Genomic DNA, 19,081 nt, shown 5'->3' with positions numbered 1-19,081 from the left:
AAGACTTTGAACAAACGCATTACCTTATTGCCCGGCATTATCAGTGCCGGGCTGATCACTCTTGTTGTTGTTGCCGCGCTCACCGCCTTAATCAGCCAAGCTAACGACTGGCAACTATCAACACTATGGCATGATCCTTATCTGCGACATGTAACAGGATTTAGCTTCTATCAAGCCATCTTGTCGACTCTATTTAGCATCATCCCAGCGATTCCGATTGCTTATGCACTCTCACGACGGCAGTTTGTAGGAAAAGCTCTGCTATTACGTTTATTTGCGATGACGCTCGTGATGCCCGTATTGGTTGCTGTTTTTGGGTTATTATCGATTTATGGCAAAAGTGGATTGATCAGCCATAACCTAGAAATACTAGGCTTACCGCCATTAAACATTTACGGTTTAAGCGGGATTTTACTGGCTCACGTATTTTTAAACCTGCCACTGACCGTGCGTTTTCTACTGCAAAGTCTCGATGGTATCCCCGCAGAGCAACATCAGCTTGCAGCGCATTTAGGTATTACTGGCTGGAGTAAATTTCGCTTAATTGCATGGCCTCGACTACGCCAACAACTGCCGCATATCGCGGGTTTAGTCTTTATGTTGTGCTTTACCAGCTTTGCCGTGATCATGTCGCTTGGCGGTGGCCCTAAATCAACCACTATCGAGCTCGCCATTTATCAAGCGTTGCGTTATGACTTTGATTTAGCGACAGGGGCTATTTTAGCCTTATGGCAAATGCTACTTTGCTGCTCATTAGTACTTTTTACCCAACGTTTTGCTAAACCGCTTTCCACCCTCAACGGCTCTATCAGCAAAAATGTAGTGAATTATAACGATACATGGCGCGCTAAATGTTGGGATGTATTCTGGATCATTTGTGCGTTAATGTTTGTTATACCACCGATCATAGCCGTCTTTGTATCGGGTATTAACCATCAATTATTTAATATCTTAGAACAAAAGCAGTTATGGTCAGCAATCACTAACTCACTCCATATCGCACTATTTTCCTGCTTATTAGCATTTTGTCTTGGCGTCATGATCCTCATCACGAGTCGTAGCTTACGCTTAGCACGTAAAAAACTGGCTGCTGACGGGATTGAAATGATCGGCACAGTGATTTTAGTGACACCTGGGTTAGTGTTAAGTACTGGTATTTTTCTTTTACTGCGCCAATATACTGATGCTTACAGTGCTGCGTTTTGGGTTGTGGTCTGTGTTAATGCCCTAATGGCACTGCCCTATGTAATCAAAACATTAAGTCAACCAATGCTCCACCTCGCGCAGCAATATAATCCGTTATGTCGCAGTTTAGGGATGACGCATCTATCGCGATTACGTTTGGTTGAGTGGCGTGCATTACGTGCCCCTATTGCCCAAGCTCTCGCTATTAGCTTTGTCTTATCACTGGGGGATTTAGGTGCGATTGCATTATTTGGCAGTCAAGACTTTCAAACGCTGCCATTGTATTTATTTGAACTCATGGGCAGTTACCGAATGGATGCCGCTGCTGTTGCTGCACTGGTTTTACTGTTACTCAGCTTAGGTTTATTTAGTGCCGTCGAGTATCTTGTTGTTACTCGCCATCGCCAAGGAGCTCATCATGCTAAACATTAATCAACTCAACTATACCTACTTACCTCAACACAAAAATGAGGTTGCGATGGCGTTGAGCTTTGATGTTCAGCTTGAGCAGGGAGATATCGCTGCACTCATTGGCCCAAGTGGCGCAGGTAAAAGTACCTTATTCGCACTCATTGCTGGCTTTCTCGTCCCTGATAGCGGTGAGATCACCGTTAATAGCCAATCTATCTGTCAGCTAGAGCCTGCGCAACGTCCACTCTCGATGTTATTTCAAGAGCACAATTTATTTCCTCACCTCAGTGTATTTGAAAACATTGCGTTAGGTATCAACCCAAACCTTAAACTTACCGCAGAGCAAAAACAGCGAGTGACTAATTCAGCGAAACAAGTGGGGATTGATACCTATCTTGAGCGTTTACCTGAGCAGCTTTCTGGCGGGCAACGTCAGCGAGTAGCATTAGCGCGATGTTTATTACGAGAGCGCCCTTTGCTACTGCTTGATGAACCATTTTCGGCCCTTGACCCTGCACTGCGTGCGGAGATGTTAAACCTCGTTAAGCAATTAGCCACAACCCGTAATATGACGGTATTGATGATCACTCATAGTCCTGAAGATGCCGAAAAAATTGCCAATAAATGTATTTTTATTAATGAAGGTACTATCAAAGCGGTAGGAGAAACCTGTGATGTTTTATCTAATCCCGTATTACCTGAGCTTAAAAACTATCTCGGTTTAACCCTACCAGAAACATAACCGCAGAATGCAATAAGTAACAATATAAACAAAAAAGCGAGCACCCAATGTGCTCGCTTTTCTTATTCTTCTTGCTAGTGATTAAAGATTTTCTTCGGCAAATTCAGCTAGACGGCTTCGAACCACCCCGTTGAGATAAATATTGGCGCTACCTTCAAAGTTTTTAAAGCGCTCAACAATATAGGTTAATCCCGAGGTCACTGGGGATAGATAGTTGGAATCAATTTGAGCAAGGTTACCCGAACACACAATTTTTGTGCCTTCACCACATCGGGTAATAATGGTTTTAATTTGTGACGCTGTTAAGTTTTGACACTCATCGAGTAAAACAAAGGCATTTTGAATAGAACGCCCACGCATAAAGTTAATCGATTTAAATTGAATATTGGCTTTATCAAAAATGTACTTCATTGAGCCATCAGTACAAACATCATGCTTATGAAGTGCTTCCATAGTATCGGTAACCGCTGCCAGCCATGGCATCATTTTTTCTTCTTCGGTACCCGGTAGGAAACCAATCGACTCAGCGATTTCGGGTGTATTACGAGTGACAATAATTTTGTCATACATCCCTTTTTCAATGACCTGCTCAAGTGCTGCAGCCATTGCTAAAATGGTTTTACCACAGCCAGCAGGACCCGTTAAGATCACTAAATCAATCCGAGGATCAAGCATTGCATCTAGCGCCATCCCTTGATAAATATTTTTAGGATTAACGCCCCAAGCTTGTCGATGCATTAGTCGCTCTTGGCTAATGTCTTTAATGGTGACACTTTCATCATCAATACTTTGAATTCTAGCAGCAAAATCATTGCCTTCATCCAGTAGATATTGATTAACAAAGGGAGTTTCAAATAAGTTTTTAGGTAAGGTATGTAAAGTTGAACGACCTCTATTTTCCGACTGACACTCAGCAACATTTTCCCAAAAATCGCCGTGATAGCGATGAAAGCCTTTGGTTAATAATGCGACATCATCAATCAACTGATCGGTACGATAATCATCAACATACAAGACGCCTGCACCTTTGGCACGCAGTCGCATGTTGATGTCTTTAGTCACTAATACCACAGAACGTGGTGCATGTTTTTGTTGCAGAAAGAGAACGCTATTAAGAATACGATTGTCACCCGCCTTATCACTAAAGGCATGGACGGTTTGTTTTACTTCATAGTCAGCAAAAATAGCAATAGTACCGCTATGAGCCACTTTGTCGTTGAAAGGAATACCAGCCGAAATTTGCTCTGGTGGTGCGTCGTGGAATATATCTTCAAGCGCACGTATCGCGACTCGAGCATCACGAGAAACATCACGCTTACTGTCTTTAATTCTGTCCAATTCTTCCAGAACCGTCATGGGAATAACCACGTCGTGTTCCTGAAAAGAAAAGAACGCCAGAGGTTCATGAAGCAGAATATTTGTATCAAGTACAAACAGTTTCCGTTCGGCGTCGTCCATAGGCACCTCCTTGGTAGTCTGGACAGCGATAATTAAGCTATCACTCTATTAGCTTACGTCAAAATTACCCATCTGGTTTAATTATGACGTCTTTCTTATTAAGCCCTCGGTAGATGAAAGTTTTATGATGATTTTACTGTGACCGATTTTCATCACTTTCACCGTGACCTTAATCACATCATGCAGTAACATGAGTCCCCTTTTTGAGCTATGCACAAATTTTAAATTCTAGCGTACACTTATCTTCAGTGTAGCTTATTAATACTTTGCACAGCTTATTGCAGTCTCTTTGATATCAAATAATTAGAAGGTTTCTACCACTATGCCATTTGCTTTGGGTCAACGTTGGATCAGTGATACAGAAAGTGATTTAGGTCTAGGTACCGTTGTCGCTCTTGAACCAAGAACGGTTACCTTGATGTTCCCCGCATCAGAAGAAAATCGCCTATATGCACGTAATGATGCCCCTGTTACCCGTGTCATGTTTAACGTTGGTGATGTGATTGAAAGCCATGAGGGTTGGTCACTAAAGGTAGAAGCGATCAACGAAGATAAAGGCGTGATCACCTACGTAGGTACGCGTACCGACACAGAAGAAGAAAATGTCGCGCTACGTGAACTTTTCTTAAGCCACCAAATTCGTTTCAATAAACCGCAAGATAAATTATTTGCAGGTCAAATTGATCGCATGGATCGTTTTGCACTGCGTTACCGCGCGCTGAAAAACCAATACGAGCAACTAAAAAGCCCATTACGTGGTTTATGCGGTATGCGTGCAGGTTTGATCCCACACCAGTTATACATTGCTCACGAAGTCGGTCGTCGCTATGCGCCACGTGTTCTCCTTGCCGATGAAGTCGGTTTAGGTAAAACCATTGAAGCGGGTATGATCATCCACCAGCAGGTTTTATCAGGCCGTGCTGAACGTATTCTGATCGTGGTTCCTGAAACCCTACAACATCAATGGCTAGTTGAAATGATGCGTCGTTTTAACCTGCACTTTTCTATCTTTGATGAAGAGCGTTGTGTTGAAGCATTTGCTGATGCCGCTAACCCATTTGATACCGCGCAATATGTATTGTGTTCATTAGACTTTTTACGTAAAAGCCGTCGTCGTTTTGAACAAGCGCTAGATGCTGATTGGGACCTATTGGTTGTCGATGAAGCTCACCACCTTGAGTGGAGTGAAGATAAGCCTAGTCGTCAGTACCAAGTGATAGAAGCCTTAGCAGAAAAAACGCCAAGTGTGCTGCTACTAACCGCAACACCAGAGCAATTAGGTCGTGAAAGCCACTTCGCACGCTTACGTATTCTTGATCCTGATCGTTTTTACGACTATGAAGCCTTTGTTGAAGAAGAGCGTCAATACGAACCCGTTGCTGATGCTGTAACCCAACTGCTTTCTGGTGAAAAACTGAATGATGATGCGAAAAACACCTTAACCGAGCTGTTATCTGAGCAAGATATCGAGCCAATGTTACGTGTGATCGAAGATTCAGCTCAAGACGATCCTGAAGCATTAGCCGCGCGTCATGAATTGATCAACAACCTGATGGATCGCCACGGTACGGGCCGCGTATTGTTCCGTAATACCCGCTCAGCAATCACAGGTTTCCCTCAGCGTCACCTAAATATGTACCCGTTAACAATGCCAACCCAATACACCACAGCCATGCGCGTTGCAGCAATGATGGGCGGTAAAATGGGTGTCAACGAGAAAGCGATCAAGCTACTTTACCCGGAAGATATCTACCAAGAATTTGAAGGTGAATCAGCAACATGGTGGAACTTTGATCCTCGTGTTAACTGGCTACTTGATATGCTAAAAGCCAACCGTAACGAGAAAGTGTTGGTGATTTGTTCTCGTGCGCAAACCGCATTAACCTTAGAACAAGCATTACGTGAACGTGAAGGCATCCGTGCTACTGTGTTCCACGAAGGAATGTCGATTATCGAACGTGATAAAGCGGCGGCTTACTTTGCCCAAGAAGATGATGGCGCTCAGGTACTATTATGTTCTGAAATCGGTTCAGAAGGTCGTAACTTCCAGTTTGCAAACCAATTGGTGATGTTCGATTTACCAAGCAACCCTGATTTACTTGAGCAACGTATTGGTCGTTTGGATCGTATTGGTCAAAAGCGTGAGATAGAAATTCATGTGCCTTACCTAGAAGGCACTTCTCAAGCACTATTAGCGCGTTGGTTCAACGAAGGCTTAAATGCCTTTGAGGAAACCTGTCCGACTGGCCGTGCTGTCTATGAAGCGGTATGTGAAGATCTGATCACCTTGCTTGCCAGTGACAAACACGATCTTGAAGCGCTTGAATCCGTTATTCAGCGCAGTGCTGAAATGCACAATGAGCTTAAAACCAAGTTAGAGCAAGGTCGTGATCGCCTATTAGAAATCCATTCTAATGGGGGCGAAGAAGCTCAGCAGTTGGTTGAGAAGATCAGCGCTAAAGATGGTGATACTAACCTTGTGACTTTCGCACTGGGCTTGTTTGATACCATTGGTTTAAACCAAGATGACAAAGGCGAAAACGCAATTGTTGTGACCCCATCAGAGCACATGATGGTGGCAAGTTATCCAGGCCTTCCTTACGACGGTTGTACCATCACTTTTGAACGTGATACTGCACTTTCTCGTGAAGATATCAACTTCATCAGCTGGGAACACCCAATGATCCAAGGCGGTATTGAATTACTGCTAAGTGAAGGCGTAGGTACGACAGCGGTGTCATTGTTGAAAAACAAAGCACTGCCTGTTGGTACACTGCTACTTGAGCTTATCTATGTGGTTGACGCTCAAGCACCTAAGCAATCAGGTATTGGTCGTTTCTTACCCAAAACACCGATCCGTATTTTACTTGATGGTAAAGGTAATAACCTATCAGCTAACGTTGAATTTGAAGGCTTTAACCGCCAACTTAGCCCAGTCAATCGTCACCTTGGCAGTAAGCTCGTTAACTCGGTTCAAAAAGATATTCATACTCTGATTGAGCACGCAGAGCGCGAGATCAGCAAAGAGCTTGATGTCGTACGAAGCCAAGCACAAGCTGAAATGGAAAACACGTTGCGCGCTGAGCTTGATCGCCTTCAAGCCCTGAAAGCGGTTAATCCGAATATTCGTGATGACGAATTAGAGCTAATTGAAAGCCAAATCATTGAGTTAACTAACTACATTGAAAAAGCACAAATCCAGCTTGATTCACTGCGTTTGATCGTTGTTAGCCATAACTGATCAATAACTCATCATAACTAAATTAAGGCCGTGAATGTCATTACTGATATTCACGGCTTTTTTCTTTAATCACATCACCAAGCATACCAATTTACTATTATTCATATTAATATTCGCCCCGTTGTTATTCATACCTATCCTACGAGTGCATCATGAAACCATTGCCAGTGTTGAACTACAATCCACCTACCGATCCGTGGTTGGATACTCTTTTTCTTGATAGCGACATCATCGCCGTTAATAAGCCTGCTGGCATACTCTCAAACCCAGGACGTGCACCAGAGCATCACGACAGCATATTTGCTCGCGTTCTTGAAAAATACCCTAAGTCACAAATTGTGCACCGTTTAGATATGGGGACATCAGGCTTAATTGTGCTGGCTCTAAACAAAAAAGCGGAGTGTCATTTAAAAGCCCAGTTTCGTGAGCGAGAAACACAAAAAGTGTATTACGCTCGTGTGTGGGGACATATCGAACAAGACACAGGAACCGTGGATCTTCCCTTGATCTGTGATTGGCCTAACCGTCCACGCCAAAAAGTATGTTTTGACGATGGCAAGCCTTCTGTAACGCATTACGAAGTCTTAAGCCGTGATGAGAAAACAACCTTGGTCCGTTTACTGCCCGTAACAGGTCGTTCTCACCAATTGCGTGTTCACATGCAAGCATTAGGTCATCCGATTTTAGGCGATAAGTTTTATGCTAATGAGGAAGCAATGGTAGCCTCTCCTCGTTTACTGTTACACGCAGCAGAACTGACTTTTACGCATCCAGGAAGTGATCAACCGATGCATTTGTTTGCCCCTTGTGAGTTTTATCGAGAAGCGCCAACACAAACGATTTTTAGTAAATAAAACCACTGAGTAATCAGCAACTATCGCACGGAAGTTAGATCACGATAAAAAAGAATGCTAGCTTTGTTTTAACAAGCAAAAACCTAAACTAGCATTCTTCTTTTCACACCAAGCGGAACAAAGGTTCCATGGAGTCTAACAGTGGAACATATTGTATTTTTAGATCGTGCTACTATCCCAGCACACATTGATATTCCTCGCCCACAATCAGATCATCAATGGATTGAATATCAACGTACATCACCATCTCAAGTTATTGAACGTCTGCAACACGCAACTATCGCCATTTCTAACAAAGTCCAACTCATTGCTGATATTTTATCTCAACTGCCAAACCTGAAATTTATTGCCATCGGTGCGACAGGAACCAATAACGTCGATGTCGATTATTGTCACCGCCATAACATTCCGGTTTCCAATATTCGAGGTTATGCGACTCGCTCTGTTCCTGAGCACGTGCTCGCAATGATCTTTGCGCTAAAACGTAATTTAATGGGCTATCAGCAAGATATCATCGCGGGTGAGTGGCAGAAACAACAACAGTTCTGCTTTTTCACTCATCCAATTAGCGATATCGCAGGCTCAACAATAGGTATTGTTGGTAAAGGCAGCTTAGGGGTAGCGACAGCCAATCTTGCAACCGCGCTGGGGATGAAGGCGCTATTTGCAGAGCACAAGCACGTCACCACCTGTCGTGAAGGCTATACGCTGTTTAACGACGTATTACAGCAAGCCGATATCATCACCTTGCATTGCCCGCTAACAGATACCACTGAAGATCTTATCGCAAAAACAGAACTGGCACAGATGAAACCTAACGCTATTTTGATCAATACCGGACGTGGTGGACTGGTGAATGAGCAAGATTTAGTCGATGCATTGCTCGATAAAAAAATTGCCGGCGCTGGCTGTGATGTTTTTACTTCTGAGCCGCCAACTGATGATAATCCATTATTACAACAGGCACATTTGTCTAATCTATTACTAACCCCACATGTTGCATGGGGATCTGATTCCGCGATTCAAACACTGGTAGAGCAACTTATTGAAAATATTGATGGCTTTTGTAACAACAAACCGCAAAACCTCGTTTAAGAGCTTTAAAAACAAAAAAGCGAGCACCAAGCTCGCTTTTTCAATTTATTATTCAGCGTAATAACAATTATTTGAATCCTTTCTCTTTTCGGATCAAATCATAGGCAGCTTGTAGCTCTTGGGTTTTTTGTTTCGCTATTTCCATCATTTCTGGTGGTAACCCTTTCGCTGCGAGTTTATCTGGATGGTGTTCATTCATCTGTTTACGATAAGCACGTTTCACATCTTGCGCAGAGGCATTTTCATCAACCCCTAAGACATTAAACGCATCAGCTAATTGATCTCGACTAGGAGGCGCTTGGAAGCCACCACCTTGTTGTTGATATTGCTGATGGAAACCACCTTGTTGAAAACGAAACGCCGCTTCTTGCATACGCAAGCGTTGTTCAAGCTGGGCTTCAGAAAAGCCAAGGTATCGCGCAATAATATGCAGTAACTGACGCTCTTTAGGATGTAATGAACCATCCGCAAATGCTGCTTGAATTTGTAATTCTAAGAAAAATTGGAGTAAATCAGCACGTCGTGCACGACTACGAACACGATTTAGCATCTCTTCTAATGGGAAGTTATCTTCTTTTCCCTCACGAAACGCATTCTGCGCTTGAAGTCGAGATTCGCCTTGTAACCCCATTCGATCCATAATCGCACTTGCAACACGAATTTCCTCTTTTGTCACATGCCCTTTCGCTTTTGCGACATGCCCCATTACTGCAAAACAAGCATGGAAAAACTCTGCTTGTTGCTCTGCACTACTGGCTCTGTTCTGACCAAAACCGGCAAAACCGCCATTCATCTGACGAGCATAAGCCTTATCAAACTGGTGACCAATAAATAAACCAATCAACAATCCAGGCAATTTTCCAATGGAGAGGCCAAGCAACGCACCAATAATTTTTCCCCATATACCTGTCTTCTGCATTCTATACTCTCTGGTAATTTGTTAAATTTTTTCAATGTTTACCCAACAGCATGCGCTGAAAAGATGCCGTCGCGTCGAATTTGCATTATGATAGCTGTCATTTATCGGGAATGCTTGTAAAAAGCGCAATTATTCGCCTTGCTCTCAAACTGATACAGGAATGTTGAATCTGATGTCACTCACCTCTCACAGCTTACTTGCCACCATGATTGGTCTTGCCCTTTATGGGCCGGCAATGGCAGAAGATGCCACATCTTTACATAAAGATATCAACGGTAAACATGCTGTAGCAGAAGATCAAACAACAAAAACAGCCGTTAATAACGATCCTTTAGCTATGGCAGATGGTGTTTTTATTTCGCCAAAAGACCGCAAAGAAAATGCCACATCTTTAGATAAAGATATCAACGATAAACACGCAGTAGCAGAAGATCAAACAACAAAAACAGCCGTTAATGACGATCCTTTAGCTATGGTACGTGGTGTTTGTATAGCACCGAAAGACCGTAAAGAAGATACCAATAACACACCGATCCACATTGAAGCTGACAATGTTCAAGCTAAAAATGAGCATAAAGCCGTGTATTCTGGTGACGTTATTGTTCAGCAAGGAACGCGTACGATTGCTGCCGATACTGTGACACTTCAACAACCACAAAATATTGTTACTGCAAAAGGCAACGTTTACTACCATGACGGTGGTATAGAAATGGACGGCAAACAACTCCAGAGTGATCTAAATACCAAAGACTCACAAATGGATGATGCTGTTTATCGTATGACCTGTCAGCCAGGGCGCGGTGACGCAGAGCAAATCGACAAGAAAAATGTTGATGGTACTCAGTTCTATAAAATGAAAGACGGAACTTTCACTACCTGTCCAGAAGGCGATAAAAGTTGGCGCTTTGCTGCTGGCTCTTTGGAGCGTGATGGTGATTCACCCTTTGCCGATTTATATAACGCGCGCTTTGAAGTACTTAATGTACCGGTATTCTATCTACCTTGGCTTCGTATCCCTGTAACCGATGAGCGTATGACGGGCTTCTTATACCCAACGTTAACTTATGGTTCACGTAATGGTATGGAGTACGAAGCGCCATTTTATTGGAACATTGCGCCAAACTACGATTTGACCATCACACCAAAATACATGAACCACCGCGGTCTACAAACAACGGCTAAATTCCGCTACCTGAATGAATTAGGTGAAGGTCAAGTTGTCGGTGAATACATGGGCCATGATAAAAAAGCCGATTACGTAGATTATCAATTGGAAGACAATAAACCCAACACGGGTAAATATTGGGGCTTCCAATGGACACACAGTGGGATCATTGATGAAAACTGGTTAGTTGATATCGACTATAGCAAGGTCAGTGACTACAAGTATTTTGACCGAGGTTTAGATTCTAGCATTGGTGAGCGTGAAGATAATAACCTGCTCCAAACAGCAGAAGTGTCTTACCGTAACTCGAACTGGGATACGATGTTGATGGTCCGTGATTTCCAACCATTAACAGAAAGTGGCAAAGGTAATCAATACCGTTTAATGCCTCAGCTATCATCTACATACTATCGTAATAATTTAGGTTATGGGCTCGATTTCAAGATGCCAATGAGCATTAGTAAATTTGATAATGATGCTAAAAATAAGCCAACAGCTGATCGTATTACTTTAGAACCAACATTAACGCTACCTTATGCGACACCTTGGTGGTCGGTGACAACTCAAGCAAAGGTGAACTACGCCCATTACAATCAAGATAAGAAAGAATCAGACTTAACGAACCTAAAAGATAGCGTCGATCGTGTCGTTCCTGAGTTTCGTGTCAACAGCAGTCTTTACTTTGAGCGTGACACCTCCATTTTAGGTGACCATTACACCCAAAGTTTAGAGCCACAAATTCAATACCTTTATATTAAAGATGTTGATCAAAAAAATATTTATAATCCCTTTGATTATAACGGCGGCGGCTATGATTCAACCCGTTTACAACAAGATTACTATGGCTTGTTTAGTGATCGAACTTACAGTGGTAACGACTACATCGCTCCTGCGAACCAGTTCACCGTCGGCGCATCTACACGCTACTTTGATGAAGATTTTAAGGAACGATTTACCCTATCTATGGGTCAAATCTTCTATATCGACAAACCTGTAAACCAAGGTGCTGATAACAAAGAAGCGAAAAGTTACTCTGCAACCGCGGTTGAAACAGAATTTAACCTTGATGATAGTCTGTTCTTAAAAACAGCAATGCAATATGACTCAAGTGAGAATGACATCCAGCAAGGTAATGTGACCGTTGAATATCGTAATGGTGGGGTATTTGTTCAACCGAGTTACCGTTACGTATCAAGTGATTACTTAACAAAATATGTGAACAACCCGAACCCTTCAATTAACGGTAAGAAAGACGGTATTTCACAGTTAGGTTTATCCATTGGCTTCCCAGTTAGCGATAGTGTTGATGTTAAAGCTGATTACTACCAAGACATGAATGTTAACAAAATGCTTGAAAGTAAAGTTGGCTTCACCTACACATCTTCATGTTGGATGATAGGGCTTAGCTACAATCGTTACGCGAAAAATGCAATATCACAAGATTTTACTGAATACGATAGCAATGTCACTTTCTCATTCAGTTTACTTGGGCTACAAGGTGTAACACCAACATTCGGTCAATCATCGGATGATGGCGGTAATATTTTATCTTACGGCGATCCATTCACTCTTAATAATTAATAGTTAGGCGGCACATGTGTCGCCTTATAACCTGATGGAATATAAATGAAAACGTGGAAGTATTCTGTACTTAGTCTAATGATGATGGGTATGTCAGCAACCAGCATGGCAGCACCTCAGGAACTTGACCAAATTGTGATGACTGTTAATGATGGCGTGATCTTACAAAGCGATGTGAGCGCCATGCTAAAGACTGTTCGTCTTAACGCTGCTGAAGAACACCAACAGTTACCGCCTAATAACATTTTACGTCAGCAAGTGATGGATCAACTGATCCTTGAAAACTTACAGATCCAACAAGCTCAGCAGCTAGGGATCCGTATTGATGACAGTCAATTAGATCAAGCGATCGCCGATGTGGCTAAACAACGTAATATGAGCGTTGACCAACTACGTCAAAGCCTTGCTAAAGCAGGAGTTTCTTACTCTATGTTCCGTGAGCAAATGCGTAACGATATGCTAGCCTCTGAAGCGCGTACCATTATTGTTCGTAAACGTGTTAACGTTCTGCCACAAGAAGTTGAGTCTTTAGCCAAACAAATGGCCGAGCAAACTCAACAAAACGTGCAATACAACATTAGTCAAATTCAAATTCGGGTTGATGAAGATGCTGATAAAGCGGCACGTGAGAAAGCAAAACAAGAAGCAGAAGACATTGTTGCTCAACTTAAAAAAGGCGCAAACTTTTCACAACTGGCTTACCGTTATTCAAAAGGACCTAAAGCTCTAAAAGGGGGCGAATGGGGCTGGATGAGTAAAGCAGAAATGCCAACCGTCTTTGCTGATCAGATTAAAAATAACGCTAAAGATGCGATCATTGGGCCATTCCGTAGTGGCGTTGGTTACCACATTTTAAAAATCAACGATGTAAAAGGTATGCCAAACGTCTCTGTTATTGAGGTAAAAGCCCGTCATATTTTAATCAAACCTTCAATGATTCTAAGTGATGCAGCAGCAAAAGCTGAGCTTGAGAAAATTCGCCAAAATATTATTAGCGGTAAACAAACCTTTGCGGCAGCAGCAAAAGCCTACAGCGAAGATCCAGGTTCAGCGGCAAATGGTGGTCAACTAGGCTGGCAAGTACCAGATATGTATGCTCCAGCATTTAAAGAAAAAGTAGAAACGCTACCGATCGATAAAATCAGTGAACCGTTTAAATCTGCATTTGGTTGGCACATTGTTGAAGTTGAAGGGCGTCGCAAAGTCGACCGTACGGATGCTGCAATGAAAAACCGTGCTGCACAAATCATCTTTAACCGTAAATTCAATGAAGAAGCACAGACATGGTTACAAGAACTACGTGCAGGTGCTTACATTGAACCAATGAATACAACCAATAATGGCTAAATAAAGACATGACTGACACACAACGGATTGCAATCACCCCCGGTGAGCCTGCTGGAATAGGCCCAGATTTAGTCATCGCCTTATGCCAAGAAAATTGGCCGCACCAACTTGTTATTTGTGCTGATGCGCAGGTTATGGTAGAACGTGCGGCTAAATTAGGTTTACCACTAACCATTTTACCTTATCAGCCCGATCAACCCGCCCTGCCACATAAAGCAGGAACGATGACGGTTGCGCATATCAATACTGCAGTTGATGTTGTCGCTGGCACGTTAGATGAACGTAATGGCATGTATGTGCTCTCGACGCTTAAACGTGCTGCAGAAGGGTGTATGAATGATGAATTCGCCGCCGTTGTCACCGGCCCTGTACATAAAGGGGTCATTAACCGAGCTGGCGTATCATTTAGTGGCCACACTGAATTTTTTGCTCAGCAATCTGACACTGCACAAGTTGTTATGATGCTAGCAACCGAAGGATTACGCGTCGCGTTAGTGACAACTCATATCCCTCTAAGTCATGTATCACAAGCAATTACAGAAGACAGATTAAAACAGGTGATTCGTATTTTACACGCTGATTTAATCAGTAAATTTGGTATTGAGTCACCAAAAATTTATGTCTGTGGATTAAACCCCCATGCTGGTGAAGATGGTTGCTTAGGGATGGAAGAAATAAATATTATTACTCCTACTCTTGAACAATTACGCCAGCAAGAAAACATGGATCTTATCGGCCCTTTACCGGCCGATACTATTTTCCAAGAAAAATATTTAGCTGATGCCGATACGGTATTAGCCATGTATCACGATCAAGGGCTACCGGTGCTGAAATATAAAGGCTTCGGTAAATCAGTTAACATTACGTTAGGATTGCCCTTCATCCGAACTTCAGTAGATCATGGTACCGCACTGGAACTCGCAGGTACCGGACAGGCAGATACAGGTAGCCTTTGGACAGCGCTATCTCACGCCCTAGAATTGGTAGATAAACAAGCATGAGCAGCGATCAAGTCCATCTAGGTCACCGCGCCCGTAAGCGCTTTGGCCAGAACTTTTTGAAAGACCCTTACATCATTGATGGCATAGTGTCAGCAATTAACCCATTACCAGGTCAAAACTTGGTTGAAATCGGTCCGGGTCTGGGTGCTATCACCGAGCAAGTTGGTAAACTTGTTGATAAATTTACTGTTATCGAACTCGACCGCGATCTTGCAGAACGCCTTGAAAGTCACCCCGATCTAGCTTCCAAGCTAACGATCCACCAAGGCGATGCAATGCGTTTCGACTTCACGCAACTTATTAAAGAAAATAATAAGTTACGTATTTTTGGTAACTTGCCATACAACATTTCGACCCCTTTAATGTTCCACATTTTTGAATTCCACAAAGATGTTGAAGATATGCACTTTATGCTGCAAAAAGAAGTGGTTAACCGTCTTGCGGCAGGCCCTGGTAGCAAAGCATATGGCCGCCTAACGGTAATGGCGCAGTATTACTGCCGCGTGATGCCTGTACTTGAAGTGCCGCCAGAATCTTTTGTACCTGCGCCGAAAGTCGATTCAGCGGTAGTACGTCTAACACCTTACGAAGTGTTGCCGTTCCCATGTACCAACCTAAAATGGTTAGATCGTGTATGTAGAGAAGGCTTTAACCAACGTCGTAAAACGATTCGTAACTGCTATAAAGCACTCTTTACAGCAGAGCAACTTGAAGCACTGGGGGTTAACCCAGGCAATCGCCCAGAGAACATTACCGTTGAACAGTTTGTGGCAATGGCGAACTGGCTTGATGCGAATTACCAAAAAGATGCGAAAGCTTAACCTCATTTAAGTGGATTACACAAAAACCCCGATAGCTTCACGGTTATCGGGGTTTTTCTTTATTTGTGGTTGAATGACGCTAAAATGAGAAGAGATCATAAACAAAGGATGTTGTCTGTGAGTACCACTTCTCCCCCAACCATAAAATGTCATGTCGTTACTCATTACCTCGATGATCAATCCGAGCCTGACAAGAGTCGCTATGTGTTTTCCTATACCATCACTATTCATAATCTTGGTCGTGGTCAAGCACAATTGCTTAAACGCCACTGGTTGATCACCGATGCCAATGGCAAAAAACTAGTGATTGATGGTGATGGTGTTGTGGGTAAACAACCCATAATTCAAGCAAGTGATGACTATACCTACACCAGTGGTACAATTATTGATACCCCGCTTGGTGTGATGCAAGGACATTACATTATGGAAGACGGGGACGGTAATAGCTTTAAAGTTAACATTGCCCCTTTTCGTTTGGCTGTGCCTAACATTATTCACTAGCTGTTTACTTTCACTTTCCTCAATAATGAGAGCAATATGGCAACCTACCTTGTTGGTGATATTCAGGGCTGCTTACCTGATCTAAAAAAACTCCTTGCTCAAGCGCATTTTGATCCTAAGCACGATCACCTTTGGCTTGCTGGCGATCTTGTCGCCCGTGGTCCTGAATCATTAGAAACATTACGGTTTGTAAAAGCACTGGGTAATAGTGCACAGGTGATCCTCGGTAATCATGATCTTCACCTATTAGCCGCTTCAAATGGCTTCGCACGTTTAAAACCGAGTGATAAAACTCAAGCCATTTTAGACGCGCCCGATAGCCAAGAATTACTTCATTGGCTACGCCATCAACCATTGCTGGCTGAACATCCTGATTTTCCATTAGTTATGGTACACGCTGGCATTAGCCCACAATGGTCATTAGCGACGGCGCGTCAACAAGCTCGCCGAGTTGAAGCGACCCTTCAGTCTGAACGTTATGTATGGCTATTAGAAAATATGTATGGTGATGGCCCTGATTTTTGGCAAGAAGAACTTAATGAATTAGAGCAGCTCCGCTATACCATCAACAGTTTTACCCGTATGCGCTTTTGCGAGCCTAACGGACGTTTAGATATGCAGTGTAAAGTAGAGCCAGGAAACCCTGAAGTTGGCAACTTGATCCCGTGGTTTGAAGTAAAGCGCAGTGAGCCGATTGAGAAAACCATTATCTTTGGTCATTGGGCGGCACTCATGGGACATCAAGATAAGCATTGTATTGGGCTTGATACAGGGTGCGTGTGGGGAAACAGTTTAACTATGTTACGCTGGGAAGACGGACAACGCTTTGTTACCGAATGCCCTATTTATTAAATCTTGCCACTTTATCCTATCCAATAATGCCCACTAGCATGGGCATTATTAAACAGTATGATTAATTGCGTTCAAGTACCGTAAAGTCCATCGCATAAGCATTTTTTTCATCTGCTTCATAATGCTCAGAACTCATTTGATGCCACCCCTCTCCCCATTCAGGGAAACGTGTATCACCGTCTAAATTAGCATCAATAAACGTTAAATAAAGACAATTCGCTTTTGGTAAACACGCTTGGTAAATACTACCACCACCGATGATCATTACTTCTTCTTCATCACCAGCGGCTTGTATTGCAGCTTCTATATCGCTCACAACAGTGATCCCTTCGGTATGAAACTCAGGGTTACGGGTGATCACAATGTTATGACGACCTGGAAGCGGGCGACCAATAGACTCAAACGTTTTGCGCCCCATTATCACAGGCTTTCCTAAAGTACATTGCTTAAACCAAGCAAAATCAGCGGGTAAATGCCATGGCATCGCATTTTCTTTGCCAATTACTCGATCATGCGCCATTGCGGCGATCATACTGATCTTCATCTTCAGGAAACTCCTTTTTAATATTTGTGATGCTATAGGTTACACCACAGGTCGACGGCGATAAAACAATAATCCCGGCATAGCTAACCCAATGGCTAATGCAGCAACAATAAAGATCGCTTTAAGCAAATTCTCAATCATCACTCCCCATAATTCCATTGAAAAACCACGATGATTAATTTCAACAATCGCAATCATTGCTTTATAAGTAAAAACGCCAGGTACCATAGGGATCATTGCTGCGACAGTAAAGACTTTGGGATGAGCTAAAAAGCGATGCGACCAATGCACACCAATCATACCAACAAGAGTAGCTGCTGCAAATGTAGCCCACTCAATAGGCATTCCCCAGTGCATTAAAAGAAAACGAGTGCCATGCCCTAACGCCCCTCCAATGGCACAATATTTCAGTGCCTTTGGTGGGACATTAAAGACTAATGCAAAGCCAACGGCTGGGATCATAGCGAAAAACATATCATTACCTAGCGCCAGCATTAGTGAGATCAGATCATTCATAGTAACCATCCCCACACATCCAGCACATTCATCGCAGCAACAATACCAATACAAGCGGCAAGTGTTAGTAAACTCGCCATCGTCCACCGTGCTAATCCCATTGAAGGGTAACCTTTTACCATATCAGCAACGGCATTGATCAAAGGAAAACCCGGTACCAACATCAGTACAGACGAAGCCATCGCTAAAAAAGGTTTATCACCAATTTGATAAACTTGTCCAAGACCTGAAATTAATGTGGTAACAAAGGCGGTAAAAGCAAAATTAATCAAAGGATTAAAATGACAATGTGCAATCTCTTGGCGAACAAACATACCAATAGATGAAGCCAGAAAAGTCAGGCAAAAAACTGGCCAATCCCCCCCAGCTAAACGGCTAAAAGAAGCACAAGATAGACCAATCATAATAATCACCAATAAGCGGTGATAACGCTGAGGTTGGATTTGTTCTAATTTGTGGTGAACATCATAACGATCAAGCAGTCCACGCTCAGTTAAAATACAGATCCGTTGAATGTCTGTCACGATCTGCATATTGATCCCACTATCTTGGCAACGCCGCGTGGTCGTAATACAACTTCCCTGATGACGAGTACTGATCACCATCGAACTAGCAGATAATGAGACCTCAACACTTTCAACCCCAAGCGCCAAGCCAAGTCGACTTGTCACATCTGCCACTAAGGTACTTTCTGCGCCATGCTGTAAAAGACGTTGACCTGCAGATATCACAAGCCGTGTTATGTCTCTTTGTTCAGATTCTGAGAGTGAAGTAATAATACCGTCCTTATGAGTTGCCATTTATCATCCATTAATATTGCGCATTTATTATCCTATTAGAGTACCGAA

16 protein-coding genes are annotated in these 19,081 nt (G+C 42.9%); 11 read left to right on the top strand and 5 right to left on the bottom strand.

Annotated elements, in window-relative coordinates; translation table 11 throughout:
• Positions 1-6: 6 nt before the first annotated feature.
• On the top strand, positions 7-1,617 hold the full coding sequence (thiP, locus tag C9J38_RS14060; protein WP_107207639.1) for a thiamine/thiamine pyrophosphate ABC transporter permease ThiP: 1,611 nt from the start codon (positions 7-9) through the stop codon (positions 1,615-1,617).
• The gene (gene thiQ, locus C9J38_RS14055; protein ID WP_107207638.1) at positions 1,604-2,338 is read left to right on the top strand and encodes a thiamine ABC transporter ATP-binding protein; all 735 of its coding nucleotides are present in this window, start codon (positions 1,604-1,606) and stop codon (positions 2,336-2,338) included. The genes thiP and thiQ overlap by 14 nt, the downstream gene beginning before the upstream one ends.
• Positions 2,339-2,419: 81 nt before the next feature.
• Here the strand turns inward: thiQ and C9J38_RS14050 are convergent, their stop codons facing one another.
• Positions 2,420-3,796: a PhoH family protein gene (locus C9J38_RS14050; RefSeq protein ID WP_045083531.1), complete on the bottom strand. Its 1,377-nt coding sequence runs from the start codon at positions 3,794-3,796 to the stop codon at positions 2,420-2,422.
• A gap of 322 nt (positions 3,797-4,118) precedes the next feature.
• On the opposite strand from C9J38_RS14050, the gene rapA reads away from it, so the two are divergent.
• The 3 genes from rapA (at position 4,119) to C9J38_RS14035 (ending at position 8,986) form a co-directional block, all read left to right on the top strand.
• On the top strand, positions 4,119-7,037 hold the full coding sequence (rapA, locus tag C9J38_RS14045) for an RNA polymerase-associated protein RapA (protein ID WP_107207637.1): 2,919 nt from the start codon (positions 4,119-4,121) through the stop codon (positions 7,035-7,037).
• A gap of 152 nt (positions 7,038-7,189) precedes the next feature.
• Positions 7,190-7,891 carry a bifunctional tRNA pseudouridine(32) synthase/23S rRNA pseudouridine(746) synthase RluA gene (gene rluA, locus C9J38_RS14040; RefSeq protein ID WP_107207636.1) on the top strand — a complete coding sequence of 234 codons (702 nt, stop codon included), beginning with the start codon at positions 7,190-7,192 and terminating at the stop codon, positions 7,889-7,891.
• A gap of 141 nt (positions 7,892-8,032) precedes the next feature.
• Complete coding sequence (locus C9J38_RS14035) at positions 8,033-8,986, top strand: D-2-hydroxyacid dehydrogenase (protein WP_107207635.1); 954 nt, start codon at positions 8,033-8,035, stop codon at positions 8,984-8,986.
• Between the two features lie 67 nt (positions 8,987-9,053).
• Here C9J38_RS14035 and djlA read toward each other — a convergent pair whose 3' ends face one another.
• Positions 9,054-9,905 (bottom strand): co-chaperone DjlA, encoded by an 852-nt coding sequence (djlA, locus tag C9J38_RS14030; RefSeq protein ID WP_107207634.1) that lies wholly within the window; start codon positions 9,903-9,905, stop codon positions 9,054-9,056.
• 172 nt (positions 9,906-10,077) lie between these two features.
• Between djlA and lptD the strand changes: the two genes are divergently transcribed.
• The 6 genes from lptD to C9J38_RS14000 all read left to right on the top strand — a co-directional run bounded on the left by lptD (position 10,078) and on the right by C9J38_RS14000 (position 17,173).
• Positions 10,078-12,651, top strand: coding sequence for an LPS assembly protein LptD (gene lptD, locus C9J38_RS14025; protein ID WP_370444645.1), 2,574 nt, complete (start codon positions 10,078-10,080; stop codon positions 12,649-12,651).
• A 45-nt stretch (positions 12,652-12,696) separates the two neighbouring features.
• Positions 12,697-13,998 carry a peptidylprolyl isomerase SurA gene (gene surA / locus C9J38_RS14020; RefSeq protein WP_107207633.1) on the top strand — a complete coding sequence of 434 codons (1,302 nt, stop codon included), beginning with the start codon at positions 12,697-12,699 and terminating at the stop codon, positions 13,996-13,998.
• Between the two features lie 8 nt (positions 13,999-14,006).
• Positions 14,007-14,999, top strand: a complete 993-nt coding sequence (gene pdxA / locus C9J38_RS14015) for a 4-hydroxythreonine-4-phosphate dehydrogenase PdxA (protein ID WP_107207632.1) — start codon at positions 14,007-14,009, stop codon at positions 14,997-14,999.
• Positions 14,996-15,820, top strand: a complete 825-nt coding sequence (gene rsmA / locus C9J38_RS14010) for a 16S rRNA (adenine(1518)-N(6)/adenine(1519)-N(6))-dimethyltransferase RsmA (protein WP_107207631.1) — start codon at positions 14,996-14,998, stop codon at positions 15,818-15,820. Before pdxA ends, rsmA begins: the two co-directional genes overlap by 4 nt.
• 117 nt (positions 15,821-15,937) lie before the next feature.
• On the top strand, positions 15,938-16,321 hold the full coding sequence (apaG, locus tag C9J38_RS14005) for a Co2+/Mg2+ efflux protein ApaG (RefSeq protein WP_107207630.1): 384 nt from the start codon (positions 15,938-15,940) through the stop codon (positions 16,319-16,321).
• 36 nt (positions 16,322-16,357) lie between these two features.
• Positions 16,358-17,173, top strand: a complete 816-nt coding sequence (locus C9J38_RS14000) for a symmetrical bis(5'-nucleosyl)-tetraphosphatase (protein WP_107207629.1) — start codon at positions 16,358-16,360, stop codon at positions 17,171-17,173.
• A 61-nt stretch (positions 17,174-17,234) separates the two neighbouring features.
• Here the strand turns inward: C9J38_RS14000 and folA are convergent, their stop codons facing one another.
• From folA to C9J38_RS13985, 3 genes are read right to left on the bottom strand one after another with little or no spacing between them, the layout of a single operon-like run.
• On the bottom strand, positions 17,235-17,717 hold the full coding sequence (gene folA, locus C9J38_RS13995) for a type 3 dihydrofolate reductase (RefSeq protein WP_107207628.1): 483 nt from the start codon (positions 17,715-17,717) through the stop codon (positions 17,235-17,237).
• A gap of 39 nt (positions 17,718-17,756) precedes the next feature.
• Entirely contained in the window at positions 17,757-18,233 is a 477-nt protein-coding gene (locus C9J38_RS13990) for a threonine/serine exporter family protein (protein ID WP_045083540.1), read from the bottom strand.
• Positions 18,230-19,033, bottom strand: a complete 804-nt coding sequence (locus C9J38_RS13985; RefSeq protein WP_107207627.1) for a threonine/serine exporter ThrE family protein — start codon at positions 19,031-19,033, stop codon at positions 18,230-18,232. Before C9J38_RS13985 ends, C9J38_RS13990 begins: the two co-directional genes overlap by 4 nt.
• Positions 19,034-19,081: the final 48 nt, after the last annotated feature.

The sequence above is a fragment of the Photobacterium sp. GB-210 genome (genome assembly GCF_003026075.1).
Taxonomy (GTDB): domain Bacteria; phylum Pseudomonadota; class Gammaproteobacteria; order Enterobacterales; family Vibrionaceae; genus Photobacterium.
This window is presented reverse-complemented; position numbering and strand designations above follow the sequence as displayed.

What these genes read in the sequence shown, in the direction of transcription:
- thiQ (WP_107207638.1), top strand. Translation starts at nt 1,604, where the DNA reads ATGCTAAACATTAATCAACTCAACTATACCTACTTACCTCAACACAAA.
- C9J38_RS14050 (WP_045083531.1), bottom strand. Translation starts at nt 3,796, where the DNA reads ATGGACGACGCCGAACGGAAACTGTTTGTACTTGATACAAATATTCTG.
- rapA (WP_107207637.1), top strand. Translation starts at nt 4,119, where the DNA reads ATGCCATTTGCTTTGGGTCAACGTTGGATCAGTGATACAGAAAGTGAT.
- rluA (WP_107207636.1), top strand. Translation starts at nt 7,190, where the DNA reads ATGAAACCATTGCCAGTGTTGAACTACAATCCACCTACCGATCCGTGG.
- djlA (WP_107207634.1), bottom strand. Translation starts at nt 9,905, where the DNA reads ATGCAGAAGACAGGTATATGGGGAAAAATTATTGGTGCGTTGCTTGGC.
- lptD (WP_370444645.1), top strand. Translation starts at nt 10,078, where the DNA reads ATGTCACTCACCTCTCACAGCTTACTTGCCACCATGATTGGTCTTGCC.
- surA (WP_107207633.1), top strand. Translation starts at nt 12,697, where the DNA reads ATGAAAACGTGGAAGTATTCTGTACTTAGTCTAATGATGATGGGTATG.
- pdxA (WP_107207632.1), top strand. Translation starts at nt 14,007, where the DNA reads ATGACTGACACACAACGGATTGCAATCACCCCCGGTGAGCCTGCTGGA.
- rsmA (WP_107207631.1), top strand. Translation starts at nt 14,996, where the DNA reads ATGAGCAGCGATCAAGTCCATCTAGGTCACCGCGCCCGTAAGCGCTTT.
- C9J38_RS14000 (WP_107207629.1), top strand. Translation starts at nt 16,358, where the DNA reads ATGGCAACCTACCTTGTTGGTGATATTCAGGGCTGCTTACCTGATCTA.
- folA (WP_107207628.1), bottom strand. Translation starts at nt 17,717, where the DNA reads ATGAAGATCAGTATGATCGCCGCAATGGCGCATGATCGAGTAATTGGC.
- C9J38_RS13990 (WP_045083540.1), bottom strand. Translation starts at nt 18,233, where the DNA reads ATGAATGATCTGATCTCACTAATGCTGGCGCTAGGTAATGATATGTTT.
- C9J38_RS13985 (WP_107207627.1), bottom strand. Translation starts at nt 19,033, where the DNA reads ATGGCAACTCATAAGGACGGTATTATTACTTCACTCTCAGAATCTGAA.